A 24,308-nucleotide genomic window follows, 5' to 3' on the forward strand; every position below is an offset into this window, starting at 1 on the left:
AGAAGCGGGCGGTGGGGTGGTCCGGGAGGAACGCTAGGCGGGCCGTGGGCCCTTGCGGAGCCCCTGGGAGTGCAAGCACTTGTTGCGCGCAAGTGCCGTGTGAGCAGGACATTCTCAGCTCGCGGAGCCGTCGCCGAAGACGGCGTCGGCGATGTGCTCGGCGATCGCCATGGACGCGGTGGCGGCCGGCGAGGGCGCGTTGCGTACGGCCGTGATGCGGCCCGAGCGGTGGATGCGGAAGTCGTCCACGAGGGTGCCGTCGCGGTCCAGGGCCTGGGCGCGCACGCCCGCGCCGCCGCGTACGACGTCCCGGGCTCCGACGGCGGGGAGGTAGAGCCGGGCGTCCTTCATGAAGGCGGCCGTCGACAGCGAGCCCCGGTACTCCTTGACGCCCGTGCGCCAGTGCCGGGCGGCCATCCGCCAGGTGCCCGGGTAGGCGGCGAGCCCCGCGAGGTCGCGCACCGAGACGCGGCTGCGCCGGTAGCCCTCCCTGGCGAGGGCCAGGACGGCGTTCGGGCCGACCTCGACGGAGCCGTCGACACGCGGCGTGAAGTGCACGCCGAGGAAGGGATAGCGCGGGTCGGGCACCGGATAGACGAGCCCACGTACGAGATGGGTCCGGTCCGGCTTGAGGAGCATGTACTCCCCCCGGAAGGGGACGATCCGCGGCTCCCGCCCGCCGTCGGCGAGCCGGGCCACGGAGTCGGCGTGCAGGCCCGCGCAGAGGATCAGCCGGTCGGCCCTGACCCGCTCCCGGCCGGAGGCCACCTCGATGCCGTTGGGCACGGTCGTGACCGACGTGACGGGGAATGAGAGCCTGACCTCGCCTCCGGAGTCCTCGATGTCCTTCGCGAACTCCCGGGCGACCGCCGGGTAGTCGGTGATCGCGGTGCGCGGGGAGTGCAGGGCGGCGATGCCTCCGGCGTGGGGTTCGATCTCCCGGATCTCCTCCTGGGAGACCTTCCGCAGGTCGGGCACGTGGTTGTTCCGGGCCCGCTCGTAGAGGTCGTCCATGCGGCCCAGCTCGTCCGGACGTACGGCCGTCACGAGCTTGCCGATCTCCCGGTACGGCACCCCGCGCTCCTGGCAGTACTCACGCAGCCGGGACACACCGCGCACGCACAGGTCGGCCTTGAGGCTGCCGGGTGCGTAGTAGATGCCCGCGTGCACGACGCCGGAGTTGTGCCCGGTCTGGTGGGCGGCGACCTCGTGCTCCTTCTCCAGCACCACGACCCGTGTGCCGGGGCGGCGCAGGGCGATCTCGCGGCCCGTGGCCAGGCCCACGACGCCGGCGCCCACGACGGTGATCGTCTCGTCAGCCATGGGCGCGCTCCGCGGCGCCGAAGTGGACCGCCACCGTCTTGACCCGGGTGGAGAAGCGCAGGACCTCGTCGCCCTGCTCCTTGTAACCCGTGCCGGAGTCGTGGAAGCCGCCGAAGGGGAGGTGGACGTCCCAGCCGGTGGTCGTCGTGTTGACGGCGACCTGCCCGCACTCGGCCTCGTCGGCGAAGCGGTACGCACTGCCGAGGTCGCGGGTGAACACGGCGGCGGCGAGACCGAACGGGGAGTCGTTGACGGCCTCGACGGCGGCGGCGAAGTCGTCAACGGCACGCAGGGCGAGGACCGGTCCGAAGACCTCCTCGCGCCAGATCGCCATCGCCGGGGTGACATCGGCGAGCACGGTCGGCCGGACGTAGCAGCCGTGGGCGCGCTCCCCGTCGGTGTCCGTCCGGCCGCCGGTGAGGACGGTGGCGCCCTGGTCGACGGCCCCGACGAGGTCGGCGAGGACCGCGTCGCGCTGCCTCGGGCTCGACAGCGGGCACACAGTGGTCGCCGGGTCGCTGCCCGGGCCGGTCCTCAGCGCCTCGACCTCGGCGACCAGCAGACGGGTGAACTCCTCGTACACCGGCTGGTCGACGAGAACCCGGCTGGTCGCGGTGCAGCGCTGGCCCGCCTGCCCGAAGGACGCCGCCACAACGGCCTTCGCGGCAGCCGGCAGATCGGCGTCCCTCAGGACCACCGAGGCGTTCTTCCCGCCGAGCTCGCCCTGGAAGCGCACGTTGCGGTCGGCGAGCCGGCGGCGGATGCGGTTGCCGACGGCGTTGGAACCGGTGAAGGTGATGCCGGCGATCCGCGCGTCGTCGAGCAGGGCCTCCTCGATCTCGGCCGTACGGCCCGTGACCACGTTGAGGACGCCCGCAGGCAGCCCGGCGTCGTGCAGCGCGCGGGCGAAGTGCAGCCCGGACAGCGGGGTTTCGGTGGCCGGCTTGAAGACGGCGGCATTGCCCGCGGCGAGCAGCGGCGCGAGCTTGCGCGCGGGTGTGATCAGCGGGTCGTTCCAGGGACTGATCACCAGGATCACGCCGATGGGCTCGCGCTGCGTGTGCGTACGGTGATTCGGGCGTACGTCGTGCAGGAGCGTGCCGTAGCCCTGGCGGGCCAGACCGGCGTAGTAGTCGAGGAAGTCGGCGGCCTTGAGGGTCTCGCCGGTCGCCTCCGCGAGGGTCTTGCCGTTCTCGGCGGTGACGTCGGCGGCGATCTCGTCGGCGCGTTCGCGGATCAGCCGGGCGGCGCCGGTGAGGATCCGGGCCCGCTCGAAGGGGCTGCTGCGCCGCCAGTCGGCGAAGGCGCGCCCGGCGTGGTCGTAGGCCCGGGTGACGTCCTTGGCGGACAAAGCGGGGACCCGGGCGAACGGAACACGGACGTCGGCCGGGTCGTGGACCTCGATCCACTCCGCGGTCGTGACCCACTCCCCGCCGGAGAGGGTTTCCAGTGTGCGCATGGAGATCACTTCCTTGGTCGTCCGCGGCGCGGATCGTGCGGGCCGGATGCGACGACACACCATGGGGGAACGGGCCACCAGCCCCGCGGGGGCAGGCAATGCTTGCGCCGGGCGGAGGTCGGCGGCCGGATGATCCATGCTGGAATCGGCCTGCCGAACCCGTCACGAGGAGAACACGCATGGCCTACACAGTCGTCGCCCACTACCGCTGCGCGCCCGCCGACGAGGCCACGGTGCGTGCCGCGCTGCTGAAGGCACAGGAAGGGACCCGGACCGAGGCGGCGAACCAGGTGTACGAGGTGCACGTCGTAGCGGACGAGCCGGGTGGCTTCCTGTTGTACGAGCGGTACGACGATCAGGCCGGTTTCGAGGCGCACAAGGCCGCCGCGCACTTCAAGGACCTGATCGTGGAGACCGTGTGGCCGCTGCTGACGGATCGGTCGGTGACGTTCGTCGAATCGTTGTGAGCCGTCAGGGGGCCGGGTTCCCGGCCCCCTGACCCCCATCAGAACTCGTTGCCCCAGACGTACCGGGCGAGAGTCTCGACCAGTACGAGCTTCTTGCGCTGATCCTCTGCCGACAGGAGCGGACGGGATGCCACGTCCGCGAAGCCTCGGGACGGGGACAGGGCGCCGTCCTCCAGGTCCTTGAACTCTCCCACCGCGTCGAGGCGGGCCATCACCGTGTCGATGTCCTCCAGCTCGGGCATAGTCGCGTCGACCACGCCCAGGCAGAAGTCACGGTCCTCGGGCAGCGCCTTGACCAGGGCGAGTTCGGTCGGCGTGCCCTGGTCGAAGGGCAGCACCCAGCGGCCCGCGCCGATCGCCCCGAACAGCTTCTCGGCGCGGGCCCAGTCGATCGCGCCGGGGACCGTCCAGCCGGGGGCCACGGCGGTCCGCACACCCTCGGGGCGCTCGTCCAGCCGTACCGCCAGGGCGTCGACCGCCAGGTGCTCCTCGAAGGAGAGCGCGCCCGAGTCGCCGGGGTCGGTGGCCAACTGGCCCAGCAGCAGCGGGTTGTTGAGCTGTATCAGGCGTACGCCCTTGGCGACCAGCAGCTCGATCTCCGCCTGGATGGTCTCCGCCAGGGCCACGCCCAGCTCGCGCGCCGAGGATACGCCGAGGCCGGGTCGGAACGTGGTGGCGGCGAGATAGGCCGGGGAGGGCAGCGACGCCTTCGGGGCGATGACCGTCAGTTCGGCGAGACGGGCCGTCCAGTCCGCCAGCAGCGGACCACTGGCCTTCGGCAGGGATTCCGCGACCCACTCCACCAGGCCGTCCGAGTCCGTCCCGTCCGTACGGCGGAAGCCTGATACGGCGTCGAAGACCGCGCTGCGGAAGTCCTCACGGGGGAAGTCGCCGTCCGTGACGACCGTGGAGCGCAGCTTGCGCTGGTAGGCGACCGCCTCGCGCACCGCGTCCGCGACCGACTCCGGAGCGCCGGTGTTCAGCCCGATGGGACGCACCAGGCTGCCGTGGTGGTCGATGCGGTAGTTAAACGTATCCGCCATGACTCACGCTTCCTTTCCGGCGTTCTCGGCCGGCTTGCCCGCGACGCCCCAGGCGGCGAACTCCAGCTCGTAGCCGAGGGCCTGGAGGACGTCCTCGGCGATCTGCTGGTCCTCGTCGGCGGTGCCGCCGGCGATGCCGAGGCCGCCGATGATCTCGCCGTCCTTCTTGATGGTCATGCTGCCCTCGGTGGCCATGACGGGCAGGGCGGCGCCGGGCAGTTGGGAGAGCTGGGAGAAGAAGACGGGCTGGCTCTCCTGCCACTTCTTCAGCATCCTGCCGGGCCGTTGCATGATCGCGGCGGTGTAGGCCTTGGCGCGGGCGATGTCCGGGGTGAGCGGGCGGGCGCCGTCGGCGCGGAGGACGGCGACCGGGAAGCCGCCGGCGTCCACGACCGCAACGCTCACCGCCTTTCCGACGGCCTGGGCACACTTGTGGGCGGCGTCGATGATCTCCTCGGCGGCGTCCAGGGTCAGGCTGCTCATGCTGCTTCCTTCGTGGTGAGGGTGCGGCGCAGGTGCGCGACGGCCGCGTTGTACTTCTGGGGCGTCTCCCAGTACATGGAGTGCGGGGCGCCCTCGACGATCTCCAGGTGCGAGCCGGGCAGGAGTTCGTGGGCGCGGGTGACGGTCTTCACGCCGAGCACCGCGTCCTTCTCGCCAGCCAGGAACGCGACCCGGACACCGCAGGCCTGGATCTCCTCCAGGGTGGGGCCGTTGGTGTCGAGGTTGCGCAGGTCCTGCATTCTGGCGACGTTGAAGGTGCCCATCTGCTGGAAGAGGAAGGTGAGATCGGCCCGCTCCCGCTGGAACGGCTTGGTGAGCAGGCGGTCGATGACCGGCAGCTTCACGGCCTCGGCACGGTCGGCGGCGGCCAGTTCCCTGAGCTCGGGGTGGCTGATGCCGCCGAGGGAGTGGCCGAGGACGACGGAGGAGACCCGCTCGGGGCGCATGAGGCCGGCGCGCAGGGCGGCGACGGAGCCGATGGACTGGCCGACGAGCATGGCATCGGTCAGGTTCTCCGTGTCGAGGACGGCGGCGACGTCGCCGGGAAAGTCCTGGCCGTCGAATGCGTCCATCGACGAGTCGGACGTGCCGAAGCCGCGCAGGTCCACGGTGACGACGGTGAACTCCGTGCGCAGTGCGGCCACTTGCTGCCACCACGCGGCGTGGTGGCCGCCGCTGCCGTGCACGAACAGGATCACCGGTCCGCTGCCGTGGCGCTCGTAGTAGATGGAGGTGCCGTCGGAGTCTGCTATGGGCATGAGGGTGAACTCCCGTACAGAACGACTTAGTTGGGGCGGCGGCCGTGGTAGACGAGCTCGATCATGGTGTGGTCGGGGTCGTGGATGTAGCAGAACTTGGACTGGTTCTCGGGGCGTTCGATCGGCCGGGTGTGCCGGATGCCCAGCTCATTCAGGTGGCCGAGGAAGTCGTCCCAGTCGTCGACCTCGACGGCGAAGTGATAGGGCGCCATGCGCTCCATCTCCTCGACCGGTGTGAAGTGCAGATCGAAGGTGCCCCTGGTCATCAGCACCACGCGGGTGTTGGACTTGGGCGTGATCCGCTTCATCCCGAAGACCTTGGTGTACCACTCGGCGGTCCGGTCGGGGTCGGTGGTGGGGAAGTTGACGTGGTGGATGTAGCGGGGTTCCCTGCTCATGGGTCGGTCCCTTCGAGGTGTACGGGGTTGGACAGCACGCCGATGCCGCTGATCTCGACGTCCACGGTGTCGCCGGGGGCGATCTGGCAGGTGGACTCGGCGCCCATCCACAGCACGTCGCCGGGGTGCACCGTGAGGTGTCTGGTCATCTCGACGAGGTGGTCGAAGGGGTCGAACACCATGTCGCCGGTGGCGAATCGAGCCCGTACCTCGCCGTTGACCTTCAAGGTGGTCTTCTGGGCCAGGGCGTCGACGTCGGTCTCGATCCAGGGCCCCATCGGCTTGAAGGTGTCGCTGTTCTTGCTGCGCCAGAAACTGCGGTCCTGGTGCTGCCAGGTGCGGGCACTCACGTCGTTGCCGATGGTCCAGCCGAAGACGGCCGCACGGGCCTCCTCGTACGTGGCGTGCCGCAGCCGGCGGCCGATGACGGCGACGAGTTCGGGCTCGGCCTCGAACCGGCCCTCGACCGCGGCCGGCTTGACGATCGGCGAACCGTGCCCGGTCAGCGCGTTGTTGGCCCGGTAGCCGACCTCGGGTCGCTCGGGGGTGGCGGCACCGGCGTGCACGATGTGACGGGGATAGTTCATGCCGACGGCGTAGAACACGGACGGCACGACCGGCGCCAGCCATACGGTCGTCGACCGCGGCATCGCACCGATGACGCCGGGCTCGCCCTCGATCGGGGACCCGGACAGCAGCTCGACGTCCGACTCCCCCACCCGGGCCCACACCGGCCGGCCGTCGACCGAGACGCGCGCGTACCTCATGGCACCAGCAGGTGGGAGACGCGCTTGGTGATCAGATAGGAGTCCAGGGCCTCGGGCCCGCCCTCCCGGCCGTGGCCGCTCTCCTTCACCCCGCCCGACGGGGCCTCGTGGACGGAGCCGCCGCAGTGGTTGAGCGAGAGGATCCCGGCCTCCAGCTCGTCCGACAGGCGCTCGGCGGTGGCGGCGGAGCGGGTGAAGCCGTAGGCGGCGAGGCCGTACGGCAGCGCGTTCGCGGTCCGCAGCGCGTCGTCGAGGTCGGCGAACGGCACGATCGGTGCGAGCGGCCCGAAGGGTTCCTCGTGCAGCAGGCCGGCGTCCGCCGGCACGTCGGCGAGGACGGTCGGCGCGAAGAAGTAGCCGGGGCGGTCGAGGCGTTCGCCGCCCGTGAGCACCTTGGCGCCCCGCTGCGTGGCGTCGGCGGTCAGGCGCTGCATGGCGGCGAGCCGCCGCTCGTTGGCCAGCGGCCCCATCGTCGTGCCGTCGGCCACGCCGTCGCCGACGACGACCGCCTCGGCGGCCTGCACGAACTCGGCGGTGAAGTCCGCGAGCAGGCTCTCGTGGACCAGGAACCTGCTCGGCGAGGTGCACACCTGCCCGGCGTTGACGAACTTCGCCCGGGCGGCGCTGCGCGCGGCCGTCACCGGATCGGCGTCCTCGCACACGATCACCGGTGCGTGGCCGCCCAGTTCCATGAGGGTCGGCTTCATGACCCGGCCGGCCTCGGCCGCGAGCAGCTTACCCACGGGGACCGAGCCGGTGAAGGCGATCAGCCGTGTGACCGGGGAGGCGATGAGGTGGGCGGAGACCTCGGCCGGTTCACCGAAGACCAGGTTGAGGACACCGGCCGGCAGGCCCGCGTCCACGAAGCAGGCGACCAGCGCGGCGGCCGTCGCCGGCGTCTCCTCGGATGCCTTGATCACGATGGAGCAGCCGGCGGCGAGTGCCGAGGAGATCTTCCGCATGGGGCCGCCGGCCGGGAAGTTCCACGGCACGAACGCGGCGACGGGACCGACCGGTTCGCGCCGTACGGAAAGCACGGTGCCGGGGGCCGACGGGATGATCCGGCCGTACGCGCGACGGGCGTCCTCGATGTGCCAGCGCAGGGTGTCGGCGACCCGGCGGGCCTCGCCGGTGGACTCGGCGAGCGGCTTGCCCTGCTCCCGGGTCATGATCCGGCCGACCTCGGCGGCGCGCTGGGTGAGCAGGTCGGCGGCGGCGTGCAGGACCTGGGTGCGCCGGGCGACGGACGTGTTGGACCAGGTGCGGAAGCCGCGGTCGGCGGCTTCCAGGGCGCGGTCGAGGTCGCCGGCCGTGGCCAGCGGTACCTCGCCGATCGCCTCCTCGGTGGCCGGGTCGACGATCGGGACGGTGCGTCCGGTGCCGCCCTGGCACCACTCGCCCGCAATGTACATGCGGACGGCGGGGTAGCCGTGGTCGATGGTCATGGGTGGATGCCCTCTCAGGGGGGGTCAGGAGGCCGAGGTGTCCTGCTGGTCGCGATTGGTGCGCAGCGCCCAGATGTGGTGCGGCGGGGTGCTCTCGTGGACGCGGGTCGCGTAGCTGTCGTCGACCCGGTCCATGTCGGCGGCGTACTCGACGCGGCCGCCGCACGGCGCGTGCAGGAAGCGGAAGACGTTGGAGCCGATGGTGTGGCGGCCGAGCCGGCGGGCCTCCCGCCACCCCTTGTCGATCATGTGGTTGCCCCCTTCCACGACGTCGTCGAAGCCAGGGACCTCGTACGCGACGTGGTTGATGCCGGCCTTGTCGGGGCGGTGGCACAGCAGCATGGTGTGCTGGTCGTCGTCGCCCGGGGCCTGCATGAACACGCCCATGGGTTCGACGACGTCGGTCGGGCGGAAGCCGAGGAGATCCGTGTAGAAGGTGACCGCCTTGTCTTTGCCCGGCTTGGGGATGTTGAGGGCGACGTGGCACATGCGCAGCGGGCGCACCCGCTCCACGGGGGCGAGGGCGGCGTTCCAGCGGTTCACGCTGCCGAGCGCGTTCGCGGGGCGCGGGGTGACGGGGACCGTTTTCGGCCGGGCGAGCGTCAGGCCGGTGCCGAAACCGGTCTCGTCGACGGCGTGGTGGACACCGTCGGCGCTCTCCCGCACCTCGCGGTCCTTGGCGACGGCCGCCACCAGCCGTGCCAGCTCCTCGGGGGTGTCGACGCCCCACACCACCTCCCGCAGGGTGGGTCCGGCCTCGACCGGGGGCGGGAGCAGGGGACCGGGAAGGGTGTCCAGGTGAACGGTCTGCCCGGTGAGCGTCTCGAAGACTGCGTGCTCCTCGGTCCGCTCCACCAGGAACAGCCCGAAGTCGTTGAAGAATCGGACGCATTCGTCGAGCTCGTCGATTCCGTACGTGACCGATTCGATCCTCTGGATTCCCATGGATTCCTCTTCTCGCGGCTCATCTGTGAGCGTAGATATCCGCAGGCCACAGCCTCAACGGACCGAGGCCCGCGGAATACGCAATCGTTTCTTGCGCCTACTGCCCGATCGCCGGGATCGGGTTGCGCGAGAACCACTCGGTGAGGAAGTCCAGGAACACGCTGACCTTGCGCGGAGTGGCCTGTCCGGGGCCGTAGATGGCGAACAGCGGGCGGTCGGGCACCGCTAGGTCGGGCAGCAGCACCTGGAGCGCTCCGGAGACGAGGTCGTCGTAGGCCGGGCGCTGCGGCAGCAACGCGATGCCGCGCCCATGCACCGCCGCCTTCTGTAGGACGATGTAGGAGTTGGACGAGAACGCGATGGTGCGGATCTTGTGCAGGGCCGAGGCGTGCCCGTGGCCGATCCGCCACACCGGGTCGTTGAGGTGGACGAGGCAGTCGTGGGCAGCCAGGTCGTTGGGATGACCGAGTGAACCGTGCCGCTCGACGTACGCCTTCGACGCACACAGGACGAAGGGCAGCGAGGCGATCTTCTTCAGGCGCACACTCGAGTCCCGTAGGTCCCGGGTGTGGAAGGCAATGTCGAATCCGCTGTCCAGGAAGTCGTACGTCCGGTCCGACATTCCGCCGAGCTCGAAGCGCACCTGTATTTTCGGATGGGTGGCGGAGAACGCGGCGATGGCATCACCGAGGTCCAGGCTGCCGATCCATTTCGGGCAGATGATGTTGAGCGTGCCCTCGGCCCGGTCGTGGAGGTGGGCGATGCCGGCGTCCTCGGCCTCGATCTCCTCAAGGATGCGGGCGGCGAATTCGGCGTAACGCCGGCCAGGCTCCGTCAGACTGACCGAGCGAGCGGTGCGATTGACCAGCCGGACGCCCACCTGCCGTTCCAGCTCCGCCACGTGCCGCGACACCAGTGAGCCGGACGAGCCCAGCTCCTTGGCCGCTCCGCTGAAGCTGCCGACCTGCGCGACGGTGACGAAGCTGTGCATCAGGAGCAAGCGATCCACGTTTCCTCGCTTCCACGTCGGCCAACCATGCTCAGGCTTCTTCAGTTGCATCACCGGCACCAGCCGTGGTGCGCTGGTAGCCGCGGATGTCCGGGAACGGGGGCTCCTTGTCGGCCTGAAGGTCCACCTGGAAGGTGTTGAGGCACATGCCGAGCATGGTGAAGTTGCCGAGCGCGCCGATGGTGTCGACCAGGCCCTTCGAACCGAAGCGCGCCAGCGCGAGGGCGAAGGTCTCGTCGGTGACGAAGTGGTGCTCCAGGACCTCGCGGCAGAACTGGTAGAACGCCTGGTCCGCCTCCTCGTCGAAGACGGCCTCGCGCTTCTCGGCGATGGCCTTGACCGCGGACTCGGGGATGCCGGCCTCGATCGCCTGGTGCACATGGGCGTTCCAGGAGTACTGCGCATCCCAGTTTCGGGCGGCCATCAGCAGGCTGAGCTCACGCAGATGCTTGGGCAGGCTGCAGTCGAAGCGGGCGAACGCCCCCAGCGACTCGGCGCGTTCGCACATCTCGGGACTGTGCAGCCAGACCCGGAACGGGCCGCGCACGGCACCGCGCCGGCCGGCGATGCGCGCGGCCAACTCCTGCTGCCGCGCGTCCATTTCCTCGTCGCTGAGTACGGGGAGCCTCATCGGACCGATACCTGCCTCTTCTTGTCCGGCACGGCTCCTGCAACCGCGCAATGCCAGCGACGGTACCGGCGGGTTCCGTGTGCTCACCCCTCTCGGAATGCAAGGTAAAACTGCACGCCAGGAGGCAGCCACCCGCCGCCGGGCGACCTAGCGTCGTACGACGCAGTACCACGAGAGCCGCGAGATCCGAGAGGAACCCCGGATGACCACGATCATCAAGGCCGATTCTGTGCCCCTCCTCGACCGGGGTGGCTCCGTGATAACGACGCCGCTCATCACCACGGCGTCGGCAGGCGGGGAGAATCGGATCACGAGCGGCATGAGCGTCTATCCGGTCGGCTCCGGCGCACCCCTGCACTCGCACAACTGCGACGAGCACGTCACGATCCTCGACGGCGCGGCGGAGGTGGTGGTGGATGGCGTGGTGACGAAACTGGAGCAGTACGACACCACATATATCCCCTCCCCGACTCCGCATCTGTTCCGCAATATCGGTGACCGGCCCCTGCGCATCCTGTGGGTCTACTCGTCGGGGCACGTGACACGGACGTTCACGGAGACGGGCAGGACGGTGGAGCATCTCTCGACCGAAGACCAAATGGGCTGAAAAGCTGCAGGGCTGCCTGAATCGCAGACCGACGCGACGGCGCCGTCGATCGCCGCCATCTGGACCGGGCGCGGGCGCTGAGACCGCGCTGGTCCTTCCCCCGGCTGCGTTGCCGACGGCGGGTGCGGCCACCGTCGGATTGTGGGTCGACCTGAGTGGCCATCTTCCGTTCCGTATCGGAGGTCGGGGAATTCGCGTCAGCGGCCCGGCTCGTAGGTGAGCTGCTTGACCTGACGCAGAACAAAGGCGGTCTCCGCGGACTGGATGCCGTCCAGGGCGCCGATCTTGTCGTTGAGATAGGCGTAGACGTGCTTGGGGCTGCGGAAGAGGGCGAAGGCGACGAGGTTGGTCTGGCCGGTGGTGGCCCGAGGCGCACTGCACTTCGGGATGGTCCGCCAAGGCCCGTCCGGCTGCCGCTATGGCGTGGGGTGCGACGGTGAGCCACAGCATGGATCCCACCTCGTGGCCCATGAGGGCGTAGTCGTACTGGACGTCGAAGTACAGGACACCCGTGGACCGCCGTGCGGAGATCCGATGCATCGGACGTCCGGCCGGGATACCCACCAGGATCGCCATCAGGGTGACCATGAGCAGCCGGTAGCCGCCGGCGAGGGTGTCCAGTTGCTGCACAAGGCCGAAGCACAGGCTCAGGACGAAGAAGAAGCCGATCAGCCCGAGGAAGGTGATCGTCGCGATGAGGGTGGTCGCGGTGAACGCGGGGCAGCTGCGAAACAGAGACAGGTCCAGCAGGGGATCGGCGCTGTGGCGCTCCACCACCACGGAGGCCACCGCACTGAGCGCGGCCACCACGAGCGATACGACGACACGGGGTTCGGTGAAGGAGACCGCGCCGCCCTCGATCACGCCTTACACCAACGCGGTGATCGCGAGGGCAGCGGTGAGCTGGCCGGGCCAGTGCAGGCGCCCGGCGCACGGGAGTCGGTCACCAGTCGGCCCGCCAGCATCATGGCGGCGAGGCAGGCAGGGATGGGCAGGAGATAGATCCAGCGCCAGGCGGCATGGTCGAGGATGACGCCGGCGATCCGCGGTCCGACGGCGAGGGCGGACATGAGCGCGGTGGCCCACAACCCGACGTAATTGCCGCGCTCGCGCGGATCCGGGACCGCGTGGCTGATCAGCGCCAGCGTGGCGGGCAGCAGCGCCGCCGTGCCCAGCCCGGCGAACGTCTGACCCAACCACAGGACCTGCACGGACTGCGAGCACAGCGCGATCGCGGCGCCGACGGCGGCGAAGGCGAGGCCGGCCTGGAAGACCTTCTTGCGGCCGTGGACGTCGCCAAAGACGCGGGCGGTCAGGAGCAGCGCGGCCATGGGCAGGACGAAGGCGTCCGAGCCCCAGGACAGTTCGGCCGTCGATGTGTCCAGAGCCCGCTGGGTCGCCGGCAGGCTCACCGACACGGTGGTCACCGGCAGACAGGCGATGGACACGCCGACACAGGCCATCACGAGTGTCGCCGTTCGTCGTTCTATGGGCGGCTTCGCTTGGGAGGGGGCATTCACAGGACTCTCCCTTGCGGCGCGGGGCACCGCGATCAGATGGTTGAGGCCGTCATTCCCGGACAGGAACCGCCGTGAAACCAGCCCCCGGCTTCAGACGCCGGAGAAGCGACGCAACTACCCACCGGACTGCGGAGTACCGACATCCCGCCGCCTGCCGCCCCGCTCACGCGGGGCGGTGAAGGGGGAGAGGAGAGGTCCACAACCCGGGAGCCGGTGGCCGCCAGCGGGAGAACTCCTGTCGGTCTGAAGCGGTGCCAGGCAGGCGCATGGTTACCGGTTGTCCGGCAAGCCGAAGCCCGCGGCGGCCACGCCGATCACCCAAGGCCGCCAGCCCTCCTGGCCCGTTGATGGACAGCACGCGTCCATTGGCCATTGCCCCTGCTGGCGCTGCCAACGGCGTGTCTGCCGCTCCGGCGAGCATCAGCCGGACCGGCCCTGTGTGCCGATGCGGTCCGAGCCGCAAGAAACCGGTGATCAGGGGTCCCATAATATCCAGGACATGGCAAGCGAGCGGAGACTGACCGCGACGGACCGGCGGCGACTCATCGTGCGGGCAGCCAGCGAGCTGTTCATCGTACGCGGCTACAGCGGTGTCTCCATGGACGATGTCCTGGCCGCGGTGGGCGGGTCGAAGGGAACGCTCTACCGGTACTTCTGCGACAAGAGCGCGCTGTTCCGCGCCGCAGTGGAGTCGCTGTGCGATGAGTGGTCAGGCCCGTTGCACGCCTTCTCACCGGGCGGCGAGAGCCTCCCCGCTACCCTGACGGCCCTCGGAGAGCACTTCGCTTCGGTTGTCCTGAACCCCCAGGCCATCGCCCTGCACCGTCTGGTGACCGCCGAGGCCGGACGCATCCCGGGAATCGGCGACGCGTTCTTCGAGCACGGGCCCGCCGCAGGCTATGCGGTACTCGGGCGCTGCCTGCGCCAAGCCCGCGACGACGGCCTGATCAAGGTGGAGGACCCGGCCCGTGCAGCGGCGCAGCTGTACCAGGCCATGCTGGGCGATGCGCAGATGAGGCTGCTCACCGATGCCCCGCGCAAGCTGACGGAAGCAGAGGTGCGCGCGTCCATCCGCGAGGCGGTGCGGGTCTTTCTCCACGGGGTCGGCGTCCCTCGCGCTGATTGACCGGCGCTGAGGTCCTCCTGGGGGCTGCCCTCTCGCGGCCGACTGCGAGGTTCCTGCGGTCGGTTCACGAAGCGGCGTCGGCCGGGGCATGACACCGAGCGGCCTGTGCCTCACCGGCGGCGTGTGTGCGGACGATCGAGCCCCCGCTGATCGCAACCCGCCCGACGTATACCGGACATTGCCCGGTGAACCTGCCGACCGGCTGCCCCGGTGGCCTTGCGCGGCGCGGCCTTGCCGAAAAGGGAACCGGCCGATCTGCTGCGGGCCCGGCAGCGGCAGTACTGCCGCTGCCGGGCCCCGGATCGACTTGGCCCGCGTCGAACGCCTTCCGGCGGGTGGGCCGTGGCACCCGCGGGCCCTCCACGCATCCCTCGCGGGCAGGGCGTGGCTTCGCGCAGCGCCCTGACGCCGACCGGGACCTTGGGCGCAGCCCCTCCGGGAGCGCAAGGTAAGCATGCGATACGCAGACGCAGCTGTATCCGGGCAGGTCAGGGCGGAAAACAGCGCCGCCGACGGCACTGGTTCGGCGAGCCGGCGCCCAGCGTCGGCGCAGATGCCTTGTGACCCCAAGAACCGTACCGTACCGTACGGTTCACCACGCTGGCGCGGACACCCGCCGTCGGCGTGCCCCGCGCGTGGACCGGCGAGACCGCAGCCGGACCCCCTCCACGCCAGTCCATGCACGACACCAGGGCGCTCTGTCGGCCGACCCAATCGCACAGCGACGGCCGCCGCCTCCTGCCGCTCTTCCAGCGCACCGCGCGACGACATGGAGAACCCGATGGCACACCTCGAAGACCAGATCCAGGCGAGCGGAGGCCCGCTGGCTCTCATGCGCAGCGGCCGCTCCGGCGCGTATCCCTTCCCGATCAGGGCCGAGTTCACCAACTGGCGTGACGAGCAGGAGTCGTGGCGTAACACGGCGGCCCTGATGGACCTGTCGCACCACATGACCGATCTGACGGTCGAGGGCCCGGACTGCTACCGGCTGCTGTCGGATGTCGGCGCCAACACCTTCGTCGGATTCGGGCCGATGAAGGCCAAGCAGTTCATCGCCGTCAACTACGACGGCCACATGGTCGGCGACTGCATCCTGTTCTGCCTCGCCGAGAACGTGGTGCGTCTGGTGGGACGGCCGCCGGCTCTGAACTGGGTCCAGTTCCACGCCGAGACCGGCGGGTACGACGTCACGCTGCGCCGCGACGAGCGCACCGCGCAGAACCCGGACGGCCGCGAGTTCTTCCGCCTCCAACTCCAGGGCCCGCATGCGGCGGCCATCTTCGAGAAGGTCAACGGCGGCCCCATGCCCGACATCCCGTTCTTCTCGATGGGGAAGTTCAACATCGGAAAGCGTGAGGTCACCGCCCTCAACCACCGGATGTCCGGCTTCCCCGGCCTGGAGTTCTTCGGCCCCTACGAGTACCTCGACGATGTCCGCGACACCATCCTGGAAGTCGGTGCGTCCTTCGGAGTCCGACAGGTCGGCGGCCGCGCCTACGCGTCGGTGGCGACGGAATCCGGCTGGATCGCCAACACCGTCCCCGCGGTCTACTCCGGCGACAGGATGAAGCCCTACCGGGAGTGGGTGAACGCCAGGAGCTTCGAGGCCAACCTCTCCCTCGGCGGCAGCTTCGTCTCGGACCGGGTCGAGGACTACTACGTCACCCCCTGGGACCTCGGTTACGGCCACATCCTCAAGTTCGACCACGACTTCATCGGCCGTGAGGCCCTGGAGGCGATGCGCGGCCAGAAGCACCGCAAGAAGGCATGGCTGTCCTGGCACCGCGATGACGTCGCCCGGGTCTTCGCCAGTCAGTACGAGCAGGGTGAGCGGCGCTTCAAGCACATCGAGATGCCCGCCGCCTTTTACGCGGCCTCGCAGTTCGACCGCATCGAGCGCAACGGCCACCTCATCGGCCTGTCGACGCTGTGCAGCTACACCTCCAACGTCCGTGGCTGGATCTCCGTCTGCATGATCGACGAGGACGAGCTCACCTACGGCCAGGAGGTCGAGCTGGTGTGGGGCGAACCGAACGGCGGCTCCGCCAACCCCACCGTCGAGCGCCACTCCCAGACGACGATCCGCGCCACTGTCTCCCGCCGGCCCTTCGCCAGCGACAAGCACTGACGTCCTTTACCCGGCCGCGGTGAACAGCGGGGAATCACCAGGCGGATGGCCTCGGCCGCCCCGGTGATCCGCCCCCGCCGTACAAGGGTCCGCGACGTAACGCGGCACGCCGTCCGGCGTCGCGGACTCGACTGCAGAGACGAGACCCACATGACCGACCTCGTAATGCCCCTCATCGGCCCCCGCACCGGCGAGTTCGACGCCCAGCGGGCCGAGAACGCCGTGCGGGAGCTGCTCCTCGCCGTCGGCGAGGACCCAGACCGCGAAGGACTGCGCGAGACCCCGGCCCGCGTGGCACAGGCCTATCGGGAATTCCTGGCAGGGCTGCGGCAGGAGCCCGAAGACGTCCTGACCACGACATTCGAACTCAGCCACGACGAGATGGTGCTGGTCAAGGACATAGAGATCGTCAGTCTCTGCGAGCACCATCTTCTGCCGTTTCGTGGCACCGCCCACATCGGCTACATCCCCGCCGCGCATGGCAGGGTCACCGGACTGTCCAAACTGGCCCGGCTGGTGGAGGTGTACGCACGCCGCCTTCAAGTCCAGGAGCGGCTCACCGGACAGATCGCCGACGCCCTGATGCGCATACTCGACGCCCGCGGCGCCATCGTGGTCGTCGAGGCAGAGCACATGTGCATGTCCGCACGGGGTATCCGCAAGCCCGGTGCACGGACGACGACATCAGCCGTACGTGGACAGCTGCGCAGACCAGCGACGCGCGCGGAGGCGATGAGCCTGATTCTGGCACGCTGACATGAAGTCGAAACCGGCCGCTCCGGCGGGGCCGGGCCGTATCAGAATGGACGATCTTCCTCCACTGGCACTGCTCGGCGGGCATCTCGCCACCGGGCTCATGGACGTCACCAGCGATCCCTCGGCGCTGGACGCCGAGGGATTCTGGGCCGTCACGGCCGACTTCGAGGGCCGTCTGACGTGCGCGCGCTTCCGCGACGTGCGTCGGATCGCGGCCGGCGGTGTTCCTGCGGCCGTCTGGCACGGACCGAGCGCCCGCACCTGGTCCACCTCGCTGGACCGGAGTGCCTACATCACGGGCGTGGCACGCATCCGCGAACACATCGCGGCCGGCGAGGTCTACCAGGCGAACCTGTGCCGCATTCTGTCGGCGCCGGTCGGTGCGGGTGCCGACGTCCTCGCCCTGGCCGGCCTTCTCGGACGGCACAATCCGGCGCCGTACGCCGGCGTCATCCGGATTCCCCGCCAGGGCGTGGAGGTGGCCTCCGCCTCGCCGGAGCTCTTCCTCCGCAGAGACGGCAAAGACGTCCAGTCGGGTCCCATCAAGGGAACCGCCCGCACCGAGGCGGAGCTGCTGGAGAAGGATTACGCCGAGAATGTGATGATCGTCGACCTGGTCCGCAACGACTTGGGGCGGGTCTGCGATCCGGGCTCCGTGACCGTGCCGGATCTGTGTGTCGTGGAGAAACATCCAGGGCTCGTCCACCTCGTGTCCACGGTGCGGGGACGGCTGCGCGATGGCGCGGGGTGGCCCGAACTGCTGGCGGCGACCTTTCCGCCCGGTTCGGTGACCGGGGCGCCGAAACGGAGCGCCCTGCGCATCATCGACGCCCTGGAAACGGCCCCTCGCGGCCCCTACTGCGGTGGAATCGGCTGGGTCGACGCCGACCGGGGGCGCGGCGAGCTGGCAGTGGGCATCCGCACCTTCTGGATCGACCGGGCCGAAGAAGCCCTGAGGTTCGGCACGGGGGCCGGCATCACCTGGGGCTCGGATCCGGAGGGGGAGTGGCAGGAGACCGAACTGAAGGCAGGCCGATTGGTGGCCATAGCGTCGGCGGGAGAGTCGTACGCCGCGTAGTCGTATGCCGCGTAGCCGTGCGTCCTTCGGCCATGGTGGTGCGCCGTGCCGAGCAGAGTCCTGTAAAGCTTGAACGATCTAGTCACGTAGGCTGGACCACGAGACTTAGACGTTCAAAGCATCGGACAACGCTTCACGCAGCCGGATGCTGTGGTGCGACAAGAGGGGGATCCCGTGATGGGCCGTTCCGGCCGGGTGACGTTGAGCGACGTGGCCAAGGCGTCCGGAGTGTCGCGGGCGACGGTGAGTTTCGTCCTCAACGACGATCCGCGGCAGACGATCTCCGTCGCGACCCGGGAGCGGGTCCTCGAAGCCGCGCAGGATCTGGGGTACGTGGTGCACGGGATCGCCCGGGCCCTGCGCGAGGGGTCCTCCCGCGTCGTGGTGCTCAACGTCGACTGGGGCATGGAGGGCAACTTCTCCCGGAGCTACGTCCGCGGCCTGGACGAGGAACTCGCCGAGCACGACCACCTCCTGCTGGTCCGGCACGGACACGCGATCCCGGAGGCGACCCAGAAGGTCCTCGACACCATCACGCCGCGGGCGGTGCTGCGGCTCGGAGAGGTGTACATGCAGGGACACGAGCCTATCGAGGAGGACTGGGAGAGCGGGTTTGCCGCCAACGCCGCGCTGCAGATCGGTCACCTCGCGGAGCGCGGGCACACCCGGATCGCGATGACCCTGCCGGACTACGATTTCCCGTTGACCGAGACCCGGCTTGCCTTTGCCCAGGAGGCGGCTCGCCGGCTCGGGCTTCCACTCCTGGAGCGCTTCGTCGTGCCCCGGCCGCGGGAGGCCGGGGCCGCTGCCGTCGAGGCGTTCCTGACGGCCCACAAGGACGTGACCGCTTTGGCCGCTTTCGACGATGACATCGCGCTGCGCAGCCTGGTGGCCCTGCGAGACCTCGGGCATCGGGTGCCCGAGGACGTGGCCGTGATCGGATTCGACGAGGCCGAGTACGGCTCCCTGGCCACACCCGCGCTCACCACCATCCACATCGATGCCGAGATCCTCGGCCGCATCGCCGCCCGCAACGCGTTGGGCATCGACAGTGGGGGACTGGCGCCCGTGGCCGGCCGAGTCGTGGTCCGCGCGTCCGTGTGAGTCTCGTCGCCGGACGTCGGCCAAAAGGATCCCGGTCGACTTGGCGGCGCCGCAGATGTGGCCCGGGCCGGAGAAGAGCAGCGGCGACCCCCACCTCCGCGGCCGACGAGTCGCCTGCGCCATCGAACCCACCCGGGGGGCCATAGGGCAGTGGAAGTGAGGGGGCCGCTCACCTCTGGCGCTGCACGGGGAGGTGCAGTAGGTCGGTGCCCAGGAGCATGTGGCCGTGGTAGTCGGCGTGGCGGGCGCTGGTGCGCAGGAGGCGCCGCCAGGTGGTGTCGGGGACGACGGCGGTGTCTCCGGGGCCGAGGTGGGTGGCGACCAGGGTGCGTGCGTCCGATTCGGCGGCGATCTCGCCGAGCTTTGCCACGTCGGTGTGGGTGGTCAGGATGTGGTCGATGAGGGTCTGGGGCAGGCCGAGGCCCGCCAGGCCTGCGGGGTAGAGCGCTTCGTGGACCAGGACGTCCGCGTTCCGGGCCAGGGCGATGATGTTGGGGGAGGGGGCGGTGTCGCCGGAGAAGACGACGCTGCCGTAGTCGGTGTCGAAGCGGTAGGCGTAGGCGGGGAACACCGCGCCGTGCGGCACCAGGATGGCGGTGACCTTGACGTCGTCGTTCTCCATGACGGTGAAGGGCTGCATGGCTGGTGCGGTGTGTGTCGCGGAGGCGCCGGCGGTGGTCGGGGGGAGGACGTCGTGGACGTTGAGCAGGGTGGCCGGGTCGATGCCGGCGTGCTCGGTCATGAAGAAGGTGGGGGAGGCAGCGTAGGCCTGTCCGGCCAGCTTGGTCATCTCGACGGTGCCCGGTAGGGGGCCGGGGGCGCCGGTCACGGTGGAGGCGATCCCGGCCGGTCCGGGGCCGTACACGTCGATGGGCTTTTGGAAGCCCTGGGCGCCGGCCGCTCCCGCGGCCAGCAGCGGGAAGGCGAAGTAGTCGACGATGTGGTCGGAGTGCAGGTGGGTCAGGAAGATCCCGGCCAGCGACGGCAGCGACAGGTCGGCGCGCAGGTACTGGGTGAGTGCTCCACGGCCGCAATCGACCACGTAGGTACGGCCGTTGACGACCAGAGCGGAGGAGATGCCGTACCGGTTCGCCAGCGGCGGCGGCCCACCGTTCGTACCCAGCAACGTCAGCGCCAGGCCGGTGCCGGAACCGCTCGAAGATGTCGCGGCCGCGGTCTGTGAAGCTCCGATCAGCGGTGTGACGGCCAGGGCCGATGCCGTCACGGCACCCAGCAGCGCCCGGCGGGACGTGTGCTGCGACTGGCCCCCCGGTGAGGAGGCCGGAATGCCTGGGGCGGATTGCTCGTTCTCGTTGGCTCCGCACATGATGGGGTGACTCCTCTGAGTTGCGCAGGACGTTGTGTGGGCGAGCAGAAACGGCACACCGCGGGGTCGACTCGCCGTTCGTCCTCGCACCGCCTTGCTGCAGCCGCAGTCGTTGCGCGGCATGCTGCCCAGCGTCCTTGGAGGATGGGTAGTGCGCGGGACGCAATCTAAGATGCCGAAACGGTTGCCTGTGCCTGGGCCGCGATCACGCCCGGCTGTGAGACAGGCCGCCCGTGCATGAGGGTGACGCCGTGTTCGAACTTGCCCCTGGCTTCTGGCCGTTGGCCGAGGCGGGGGCAGCTCCTTCGGTTTTCCCACCCCGGACGGGCTGGTGGCGCTTACGGGTTCCAGACGTGGGACAAGCCGCATGGGTGACACCACTCGTGGGTCGGCCGCGCAGTTCTTCGGCGGCGGAGACTGCGGAGCGGTCAGATCGTGGAGCGGGCGTCTATGTGACCAGGTAGCGACCGACGCCGGGCGGTGCTCCGGCGCGCATCGTCCACCAGAGGAACTCGGTGACTGGCCGTCCCTGCACAAGACCGTCTCAAGGGGGCGTCACCCTTGGACTTCCTCGCCTGGCCGGGCATGAGGGATCTGATGCGCTTCGAGCTCGGACAGACTTCGGCGCAGCCGACTCGGTGGGGCGGCCATGCGGTCTTGGAGAGATCCACTGTCTGCCGGGCCGACTCGACCACTGCCCGTTGTTCCGGTGGGACGGTCGCCGGTGCCTGGCGGCAACTGTCGGCGCGGCGCTGAGGCCGTTGCAACCACGAACGACTTCCGCCGCCCGGCGGAAGTCAGGGTGATGGGGCCGGTGGTTTCCGTGGCTCAACCTGGCTGCCAGGGGCGGCGAGACCGCACGGGTGAGCCGTCAGGTCGTACGGGAGAGCTCCTGCATCTCCAGTCCGCGCCGGGTCGACCACGGCACTGCAGCGAACGGCTGCTACGCGCCGCGAATGAAGTGAGCGGGAGGCCCACCCTTACTGCTCCAGCAGTACTTCGCGGGGGGTCGTCGCCGACAGCATGCGGGGCCGGTGACAGCATGTCGGCATCATGCCAGGTGAGGGAGACGCGGGGCTTCCGTCAACTGACGCTGCATCAGTTTGACGGGCTTCCGGAGGTGACCCTGACCTGCGAAAACGCAGAAGTACTGCTGGAGTATTAGACGTTGACTTACGACCCGGGCGGCTGGGCGCCGGTACGGGGCGCGTACCGCCGCGGCAGATCCGGCGGCTCTTACTTCGTGAAACTACCCCGCAGTGAGTATCCGAGCGGCCCTGGCGACTGTAAGGTGATGATCGGTCAAGCACTAGATCGATCTTCTACGCACATATTTACATAATCCGCGTAAGTAGTATCATCTCGCCCCATCGAACGGACCGTAACGCGTCCGTCACTCCGAGCGCGCTGGGGATATCCGTGGCTGTGCATGCACGCGCGACGAAAAGACAGGCTCGTACGTACGGTGGGGGAAGTCGGCAACTATCGCTCCGCACAGCCTTGTTGGTGCTGGCGCTGGTGCCCTGTGTGGCGCTCGTGGCGCTGTGGTCGACGACGTCCGCGCAGTTGTACGCCGACTGGCGACAGCAGAAGCAGCGCAGCGACTCGGCGCAGCAGTCCTCGGTCAAGGTCGCGCAGGTCTGGTACAGCCTTCAGGAAGAACGGCGGCTCAGCGGCGCGGCACTGGCGGATCCCGGCAGGTATCGCACGCAGTTGGCGAAGCAGCGTGAGCGTACCGACGCGGTGGCGGACGAGGTCGAGGAACTGCCCAGCAGCGGGTGGGACGGTCCTGCCGATCTCGACCGTGATGTGACTCGGGTGATCAAGAGCCTGGGGAAGCTGGAGAGCTACCGGGAGGCCGTCGACCGGAAGACCTCCTCTCAACAGCAGACGTACGACGCCTACACCGGGCTCATCGCGGCCGACCTCAAGCTCTTTTCCACCATGAGCTACCTCGGCATGGCCGACATCGACTACCGCATCCGGCCGGCCAACGACGCCATCTGGGGCATGGAGATGATCGCGCGTGAGAACGCGATCGTCACACGGGCCGGCGTGACGGGGCGGTTGTCCTCCGACGAGCGCGGTCAACTGGCCGAACTGGTGGGCTCCCAACGGTTCATCTACGACAGCAAGGTCCTGCCCAACATGCCCTCCGACCAGGTGGCGCGCTACCGGGAACTGATGGCAGGCAGCGCCTGGAAACAGAAGAGCGCAGGCGAGCAGGACGTACTGCACGGATCGGCGTCCTCCGACGGCGCCATGTCCGCCACGCTCGCCAAGAAGTGGAGCGGTGGCATCAGTGAGATCGCCCCCTCGCTGCAGAAGTTCAACCAGGCGTACTGGGTCACCATCAACGCGTCCGTCGCGGACGAACTGCGCACGATGGAGATGAAGCTGATCACCACCAGCGCCCTGGACGCGGCAGCCGTCCTGCTGGTGGTCCTGATCAGCACACTGCTCACACGCATGCTGCGGCGGCGGATCTTCGCCCTGCGTCAGGCGGCACTGGATCTGCAGACGCGGATGCCGGACGTGGTGGAACGTATGCGGCAGGGCGAGGCGGTCGACCCCGACGCCGAACTGCCGCCGATCCAGCACAGCGGCGATGAACTCGGGCAGTTGGGGCAGGCCCTCAACCTCGCCCGGCGCAGCGCGCTGGACACCACGATTTCCCAGGTGGGGCAGTTCCGCGGCTTCGAGAAGCTGCTGCAGCGCATCGCCCGCAGGACGCAGTTGCTGATCGGGCTTCAGATGAAGAAGCTCAACGAACTCGAACGTCGGCACGAAGACCCCGAGGTGCTGGAGGGGCTGTTCGACCTCGACCACCTGACCGCCCGGCTGCGGCGGTACGAGGAGAACCTGGTCATTTTGGGCGGAGGGCAGCCGCAGCGGCGCTGGCGCAAGCCGGTGCTGATCGTGGACGTGCTGCGCTCGGCGCAGAGTGAGGTCCAGGACTACCGGCGCGTCCAGATCGAAGTGGCGAGTCGGGTCTGGCTGGCGGAACGGGTCGTGGGCCTGGTGGTCCATGTGCTGGCCGAGCTGATGGAGAACGCCGTGGCATTCTCGAAGCCGCCGACTCCCGTGGAGGTGTACGCGTCCAGGGTGGGGCACGGCCTCGCCGTGGAGATCGAGGACCGCGGCATGGGAATGGCGCCCGAGGAGTACGAGGAGGCGAATCGGCTGATGGCCGATCCGCCCCGCATGGACGTCATGTCGCGGGCCGAGGACGTCCGGCTGGGCCTGTACGTGGTGGCACGGCTGGCGCAGGGCCTCGACATCAAGGTGGAACTCAGGCCCTCGTCGTTCGGTGGCACCCGGGTGGTTGTCCTCATTCCCGAGGACTTCATCCTCGACGAGGCCGTGGCCGAGACGGTTCCCGCGCATGGCGGCGTCTCCTCCCACCGATTCGCACCCCCGGACCAGGTGGTGCAGCCCGTGCCCGATCCTGCGCCCGTGGCCGCCCCGCACACCGGTGCCTTCGCGATGAGCCCGGGTTCCGGCAGAGAAGCCCCGACCGGCGTACGACACACGCACGAGCGGCCCGGTCCGGCCCCCCGCCGCACCGACAGGCCGGAACCCGGCCTTCCCAGCACCGAGCCGCTGCCCAAGCGGGTACGCATGGCCAGCCTCGCCGATGAACTGCGCGACCCCGACGCGGACGTCCGGCCCGCTGCGGCCGAGCAGTGGTCACCGCCGGCCCACAGGGGTGGGCCGACCCGTTCGGGCGCGACGATCGGAGCCTTCCAGCGTCAGTCCAGGATCGCTCGCCAGGGAGCCGTCGCCAGCCACTCGGCCACGGCTGACCGTGGCACCTCCACCGATCGTGTTGGCACAGCAGACCACCGAGCCGGAGATCGGGATCGTACCGAGATCCTGCCGCATCGCAGACGGACCTCTACGGAAGATTGAC

The 24,308-nt window shown here is 69.4% G+C and carries 21 protein-coding genes and 1 pseudogene; 8 read left to right on the forward strand and 14 right to left on the reverse strand.

Going from position 1 to position 24,308, the window contains the following annotated elements:
* Nucleotides 1–114: 114 nt before the first annotated feature.
* Together lhgO and ACIRPX_RS29435 are read right to left on the reverse strand one after the other, a co-directional pair.
* Nucleotides 115–1,323, reverse strand: a complete 1,209-nt coding sequence (gene lhgO, locus ACIRPX_RS29430) for an L-2-hydroxyglutarate oxidase (protein WP_404200823.1) — start codon at nucleotides 1,321–1,323, stop codon at nucleotides 115–117.
* Nucleotides 1,316–2,782 carry an aldehyde dehydrogenase family protein gene (locus ACIRPX_RS29435; RefSeq protein ID WP_404200825.1) on the reverse strand — a complete coding sequence of 489 codons (1,467 nt, stop codon included), beginning with the start codon at nucleotides 2,780–2,782 and terminating at the stop codon, nucleotides 1,316–1,318. Before ACIRPX_RS29435 ends, lhgO begins: the two co-directional genes overlap by 8 nt.
* A gap of 179 nt (nucleotides 2,783–2,961) precedes the next feature.
* On the opposite strand from ACIRPX_RS29435, the gene ACIRPX_RS29440 reads away from it, so the two are divergent.
* Nucleotides 2,962–3,249, forward strand: coding sequence for a putative quinol monooxygenase (locus ACIRPX_RS29440; RefSeq protein WP_404200827.1), 288 nt, complete (start codon nucleotides 2,962–2,964; stop codon nucleotides 3,247–3,249).
* Nucleotides 3,250–3,287: 38 nt separating this feature from the next.
* On the opposite strand, the gene ACIRPX_RS29445 is transcribed toward ACIRPX_RS29440, so the two are convergent.
* The 9 genes from ACIRPX_RS29445 to ACIRPX_RS29485 all read right to left on the reverse strand — a co-directional run bounded on the left by ACIRPX_RS29445 (nucleotide 3,288) and on the right by ACIRPX_RS29485 (nucleotide 10,719).
* On the reverse strand, nucleotides 3,288–4,292 hold the full coding sequence (locus ACIRPX_RS29445) for a methionine synthase II (cobalamin-independent)-like protein (protein WP_404200829.1): 1,005 nt from the start codon (nucleotides 4,290–4,292) through the stop codon (nucleotides 3,288–3,290).
* Nucleotides 4,293–4,295: 3 nt separating this feature from the next.
* On the reverse strand, nucleotides 4,296–4,775 hold the full coding sequence (locus tag ACIRPX_RS29450; RefSeq protein ID WP_404200831.1) for a heme-binding protein: 480 nt from the start codon (nucleotides 4,773–4,775) through the stop codon (nucleotides 4,296–4,298).
* A complete protein-coding gene (locus tag ACIRPX_RS29455; RefSeq protein WP_404200833.1) occupies nucleotides 4,772–5,554 on the reverse strand; it encodes an alpha/beta fold hydrolase in 783 nt (260 codons plus the stop codon). The genes ACIRPX_RS29450 and ACIRPX_RS29455 overlap by 4 nt, the downstream gene beginning before the upstream one ends.
* Before the next feature lie 26 nt (nucleotides 5,555–5,580).
* Nucleotides 5,581–5,952: a VOC family protein gene (locus ACIRPX_RS29460; protein WP_404200835.1), complete on the reverse strand. Its 372-nt coding sequence runs from the start codon at nucleotides 5,950–5,952 to the stop codon at nucleotides 5,581–5,583.
* Nucleotides 5,949–6,719, reverse strand: a complete 771-nt coding sequence (locus ACIRPX_RS29465; RefSeq protein WP_404200837.1) for a fumarylacetoacetate hydrolase family protein — start codon at nucleotides 6,717–6,719, stop codon at nucleotides 5,949–5,951. The genes ACIRPX_RS29460 and ACIRPX_RS29465 overlap by 4 nt, the downstream gene beginning before the upstream one ends.
* On the reverse strand, nucleotides 6,716–8,164 hold the full coding sequence (locus tag ACIRPX_RS29470; protein ID WP_404200839.1) for an NAD-dependent succinate-semialdehyde dehydrogenase: 1,449 nt from the start codon (nucleotides 8,162–8,164) through the stop codon (nucleotides 6,716–6,718). Before ACIRPX_RS29470 ends, ACIRPX_RS29465 begins: the two co-directional genes overlap by 4 nt.
* A 24-nt stretch (nucleotides 8,165–8,188) precedes the next feature.
* On the reverse strand, nucleotides 8,189–9,109 hold the full coding sequence (locus ACIRPX_RS29475) for a VOC family protein (protein WP_404200841.1): 921 nt from the start codon (nucleotides 9,107–9,109) through the stop codon (nucleotides 8,189–8,191).
* 97 nt (nucleotides 9,110–9,206) lie between these two features.
* Nucleotides 9,207–10,118: a LysR family transcriptional regulator gene (locus ACIRPX_RS29480; protein WP_404200843.1), complete on the reverse strand. Its 912-nt coding sequence runs from the start codon at nucleotides 10,116–10,118 to the stop codon at nucleotides 9,207–9,209.
* Nucleotides 10,119–10,149: 31 nt separating this feature from the next.
* Nucleotides 10,150–10,719 (reverse strand): carboxymuconolactone decarboxylase family protein, encoded by a 570-nt coding sequence (locus ACIRPX_RS29485; RefSeq protein ID WP_404200972.1) that lies wholly within the window; start codon nucleotides 10,717–10,719, stop codon nucleotides 10,150–10,152.
* Nucleotides 10,720–10,951: 232 nt separating this feature from the next.
* Between ACIRPX_RS29485 and ACIRPX_RS29490 the strand changes: the two genes are divergently transcribed.
* Entirely contained in the window at nucleotides 10,952–11,356 is a 405-nt protein-coding gene (locus ACIRPX_RS29490; protein ID WP_404200845.1) for a cupin domain-containing protein, read from the forward strand.
* A gap of 197 nt (nucleotides 11,357–11,553) precedes the next feature.
* Here the strand turns inward: ACIRPX_RS29490 and ACIRPX_RS29495 are convergent, their stop codons facing one another.
* Nucleotides 11,554–11,745 carry an Lrp/AsnC ligand binding domain-containing protein gene (locus ACIRPX_RS29495; RefSeq protein ID WP_404200974.1) on the reverse strand — a complete coding sequence of 64 codons (192 nt, stop codon included), beginning with the start codon at nucleotides 11,743–11,745 and terminating at the stop codon, nucleotides 11,554–11,556.
* A gap of 130 nt (nucleotides 11,746–11,875) precedes the next feature.
* Nucleotides 11,876–12,819 (reverse strand): annotated as a pseudogene (locus ACIRPX_RS29500) (MFS transporter); the annotation flags it as partial.
* A gap of 556 nt (nucleotides 12,820–13,375) precedes the next feature.
* On the opposite strand from ACIRPX_RS29500, the gene ACIRPX_RS29505 reads away from it, so the two are divergent.
* The 5 genes from ACIRPX_RS29505 (at nucleotide 13,376) to ACIRPX_RS29525 (ending at nucleotide 19,068) form a co-directional block, all read left to right on the forward strand.
* Nucleotides 13,376–14,002: a TetR/AcrR family transcriptional regulator gene (locus tag ACIRPX_RS29505; protein WP_404200847.1), complete on the forward strand. Its 627-nt coding sequence runs from the start codon at nucleotides 13,376–13,378 to the stop codon at nucleotides 14,000–14,002.
* Between the two features lie 781 nt (nucleotides 14,003–14,783).
* The gene (locus tag ACIRPX_RS29510) at nucleotides 14,784–16,130 is read left to right on the forward strand and encodes an aminomethyl transferase family protein (RefSeq protein WP_404200849.1); all 1,347 of its coding nucleotides are present in this window, start codon (nucleotides 14,784–14,786) and stop codon (nucleotides 16,128–16,130) included.
* A 150-nt stretch (nucleotides 16,131–16,280) separates the two neighbouring features.
* Nucleotides 16,281–16,886: a GTP cyclohydrolase I FolE gene (gene folE / locus ACIRPX_RS29515; RefSeq protein ID WP_404200851.1), complete on the forward strand. Its 606-nt coding sequence runs from the start codon at nucleotides 16,281–16,283 to the stop codon at nucleotides 16,884–16,886.
* A gap of 46 nt (nucleotides 16,887–16,932) precedes the next feature.
* Entirely contained in the window at nucleotides 16,933–17,964 is a 1,032-nt protein-coding gene (locus tag ACIRPX_RS29520) for a chorismate-binding protein (protein WP_404200853.1), read from the forward strand.
* 177 nt (nucleotides 17,965–18,141) lie between these two features.
* Complete coding sequence (locus tag ACIRPX_RS29525) at nucleotides 18,142–19,068, forward strand: LacI family DNA-binding transcriptional regulator (protein WP_404200976.1); 927 nt, start codon at nucleotides 18,142–18,144, stop codon at nucleotides 19,066–19,068.
* Between the two features lie 169 nt (nucleotides 19,069–19,237).
* On the opposite strand, the gene ACIRPX_RS29530 is transcribed toward ACIRPX_RS29525, so the two are convergent.
* Nucleotides 19,238–20,395 carry an MBL fold metallo-hydrolase gene (locus tag ACIRPX_RS29530; protein WP_404200855.1) on the reverse strand — a complete coding sequence of 386 codons (1,158 nt, stop codon included), beginning with the start codon at nucleotides 20,393–20,395 and terminating at the stop codon, nucleotides 19,238–19,240.
* A 1,506-nt stretch (nucleotides 20,396–21,901) separates the two neighbouring features.
* Between ACIRPX_RS29530 and ACIRPX_RS29535 the strand changes: the two genes are divergently transcribed.
* Nucleotides 21,902–24,307, forward strand: a complete 2,406-nt coding sequence (locus tag ACIRPX_RS29535) for a nitrate- and nitrite sensing domain-containing protein (RefSeq protein WP_404200857.1) — start codon at nucleotides 21,902–21,904, stop codon at nucleotides 24,305–24,307.
* The last annotated feature ends 1 nt before the right edge of the window (nucleotide 24,308 follow it).

Origin of the sequence: Streptomyces sp. NPDC101225 (assembly GCF_044767585.1) — a bacterium.
In the GTDB taxonomy this organism is placed as follows: Bacteria; Actinomycetota; Actinomycetes; order Streptomycetales; family Streptomycetaceae; genus Streptomyces.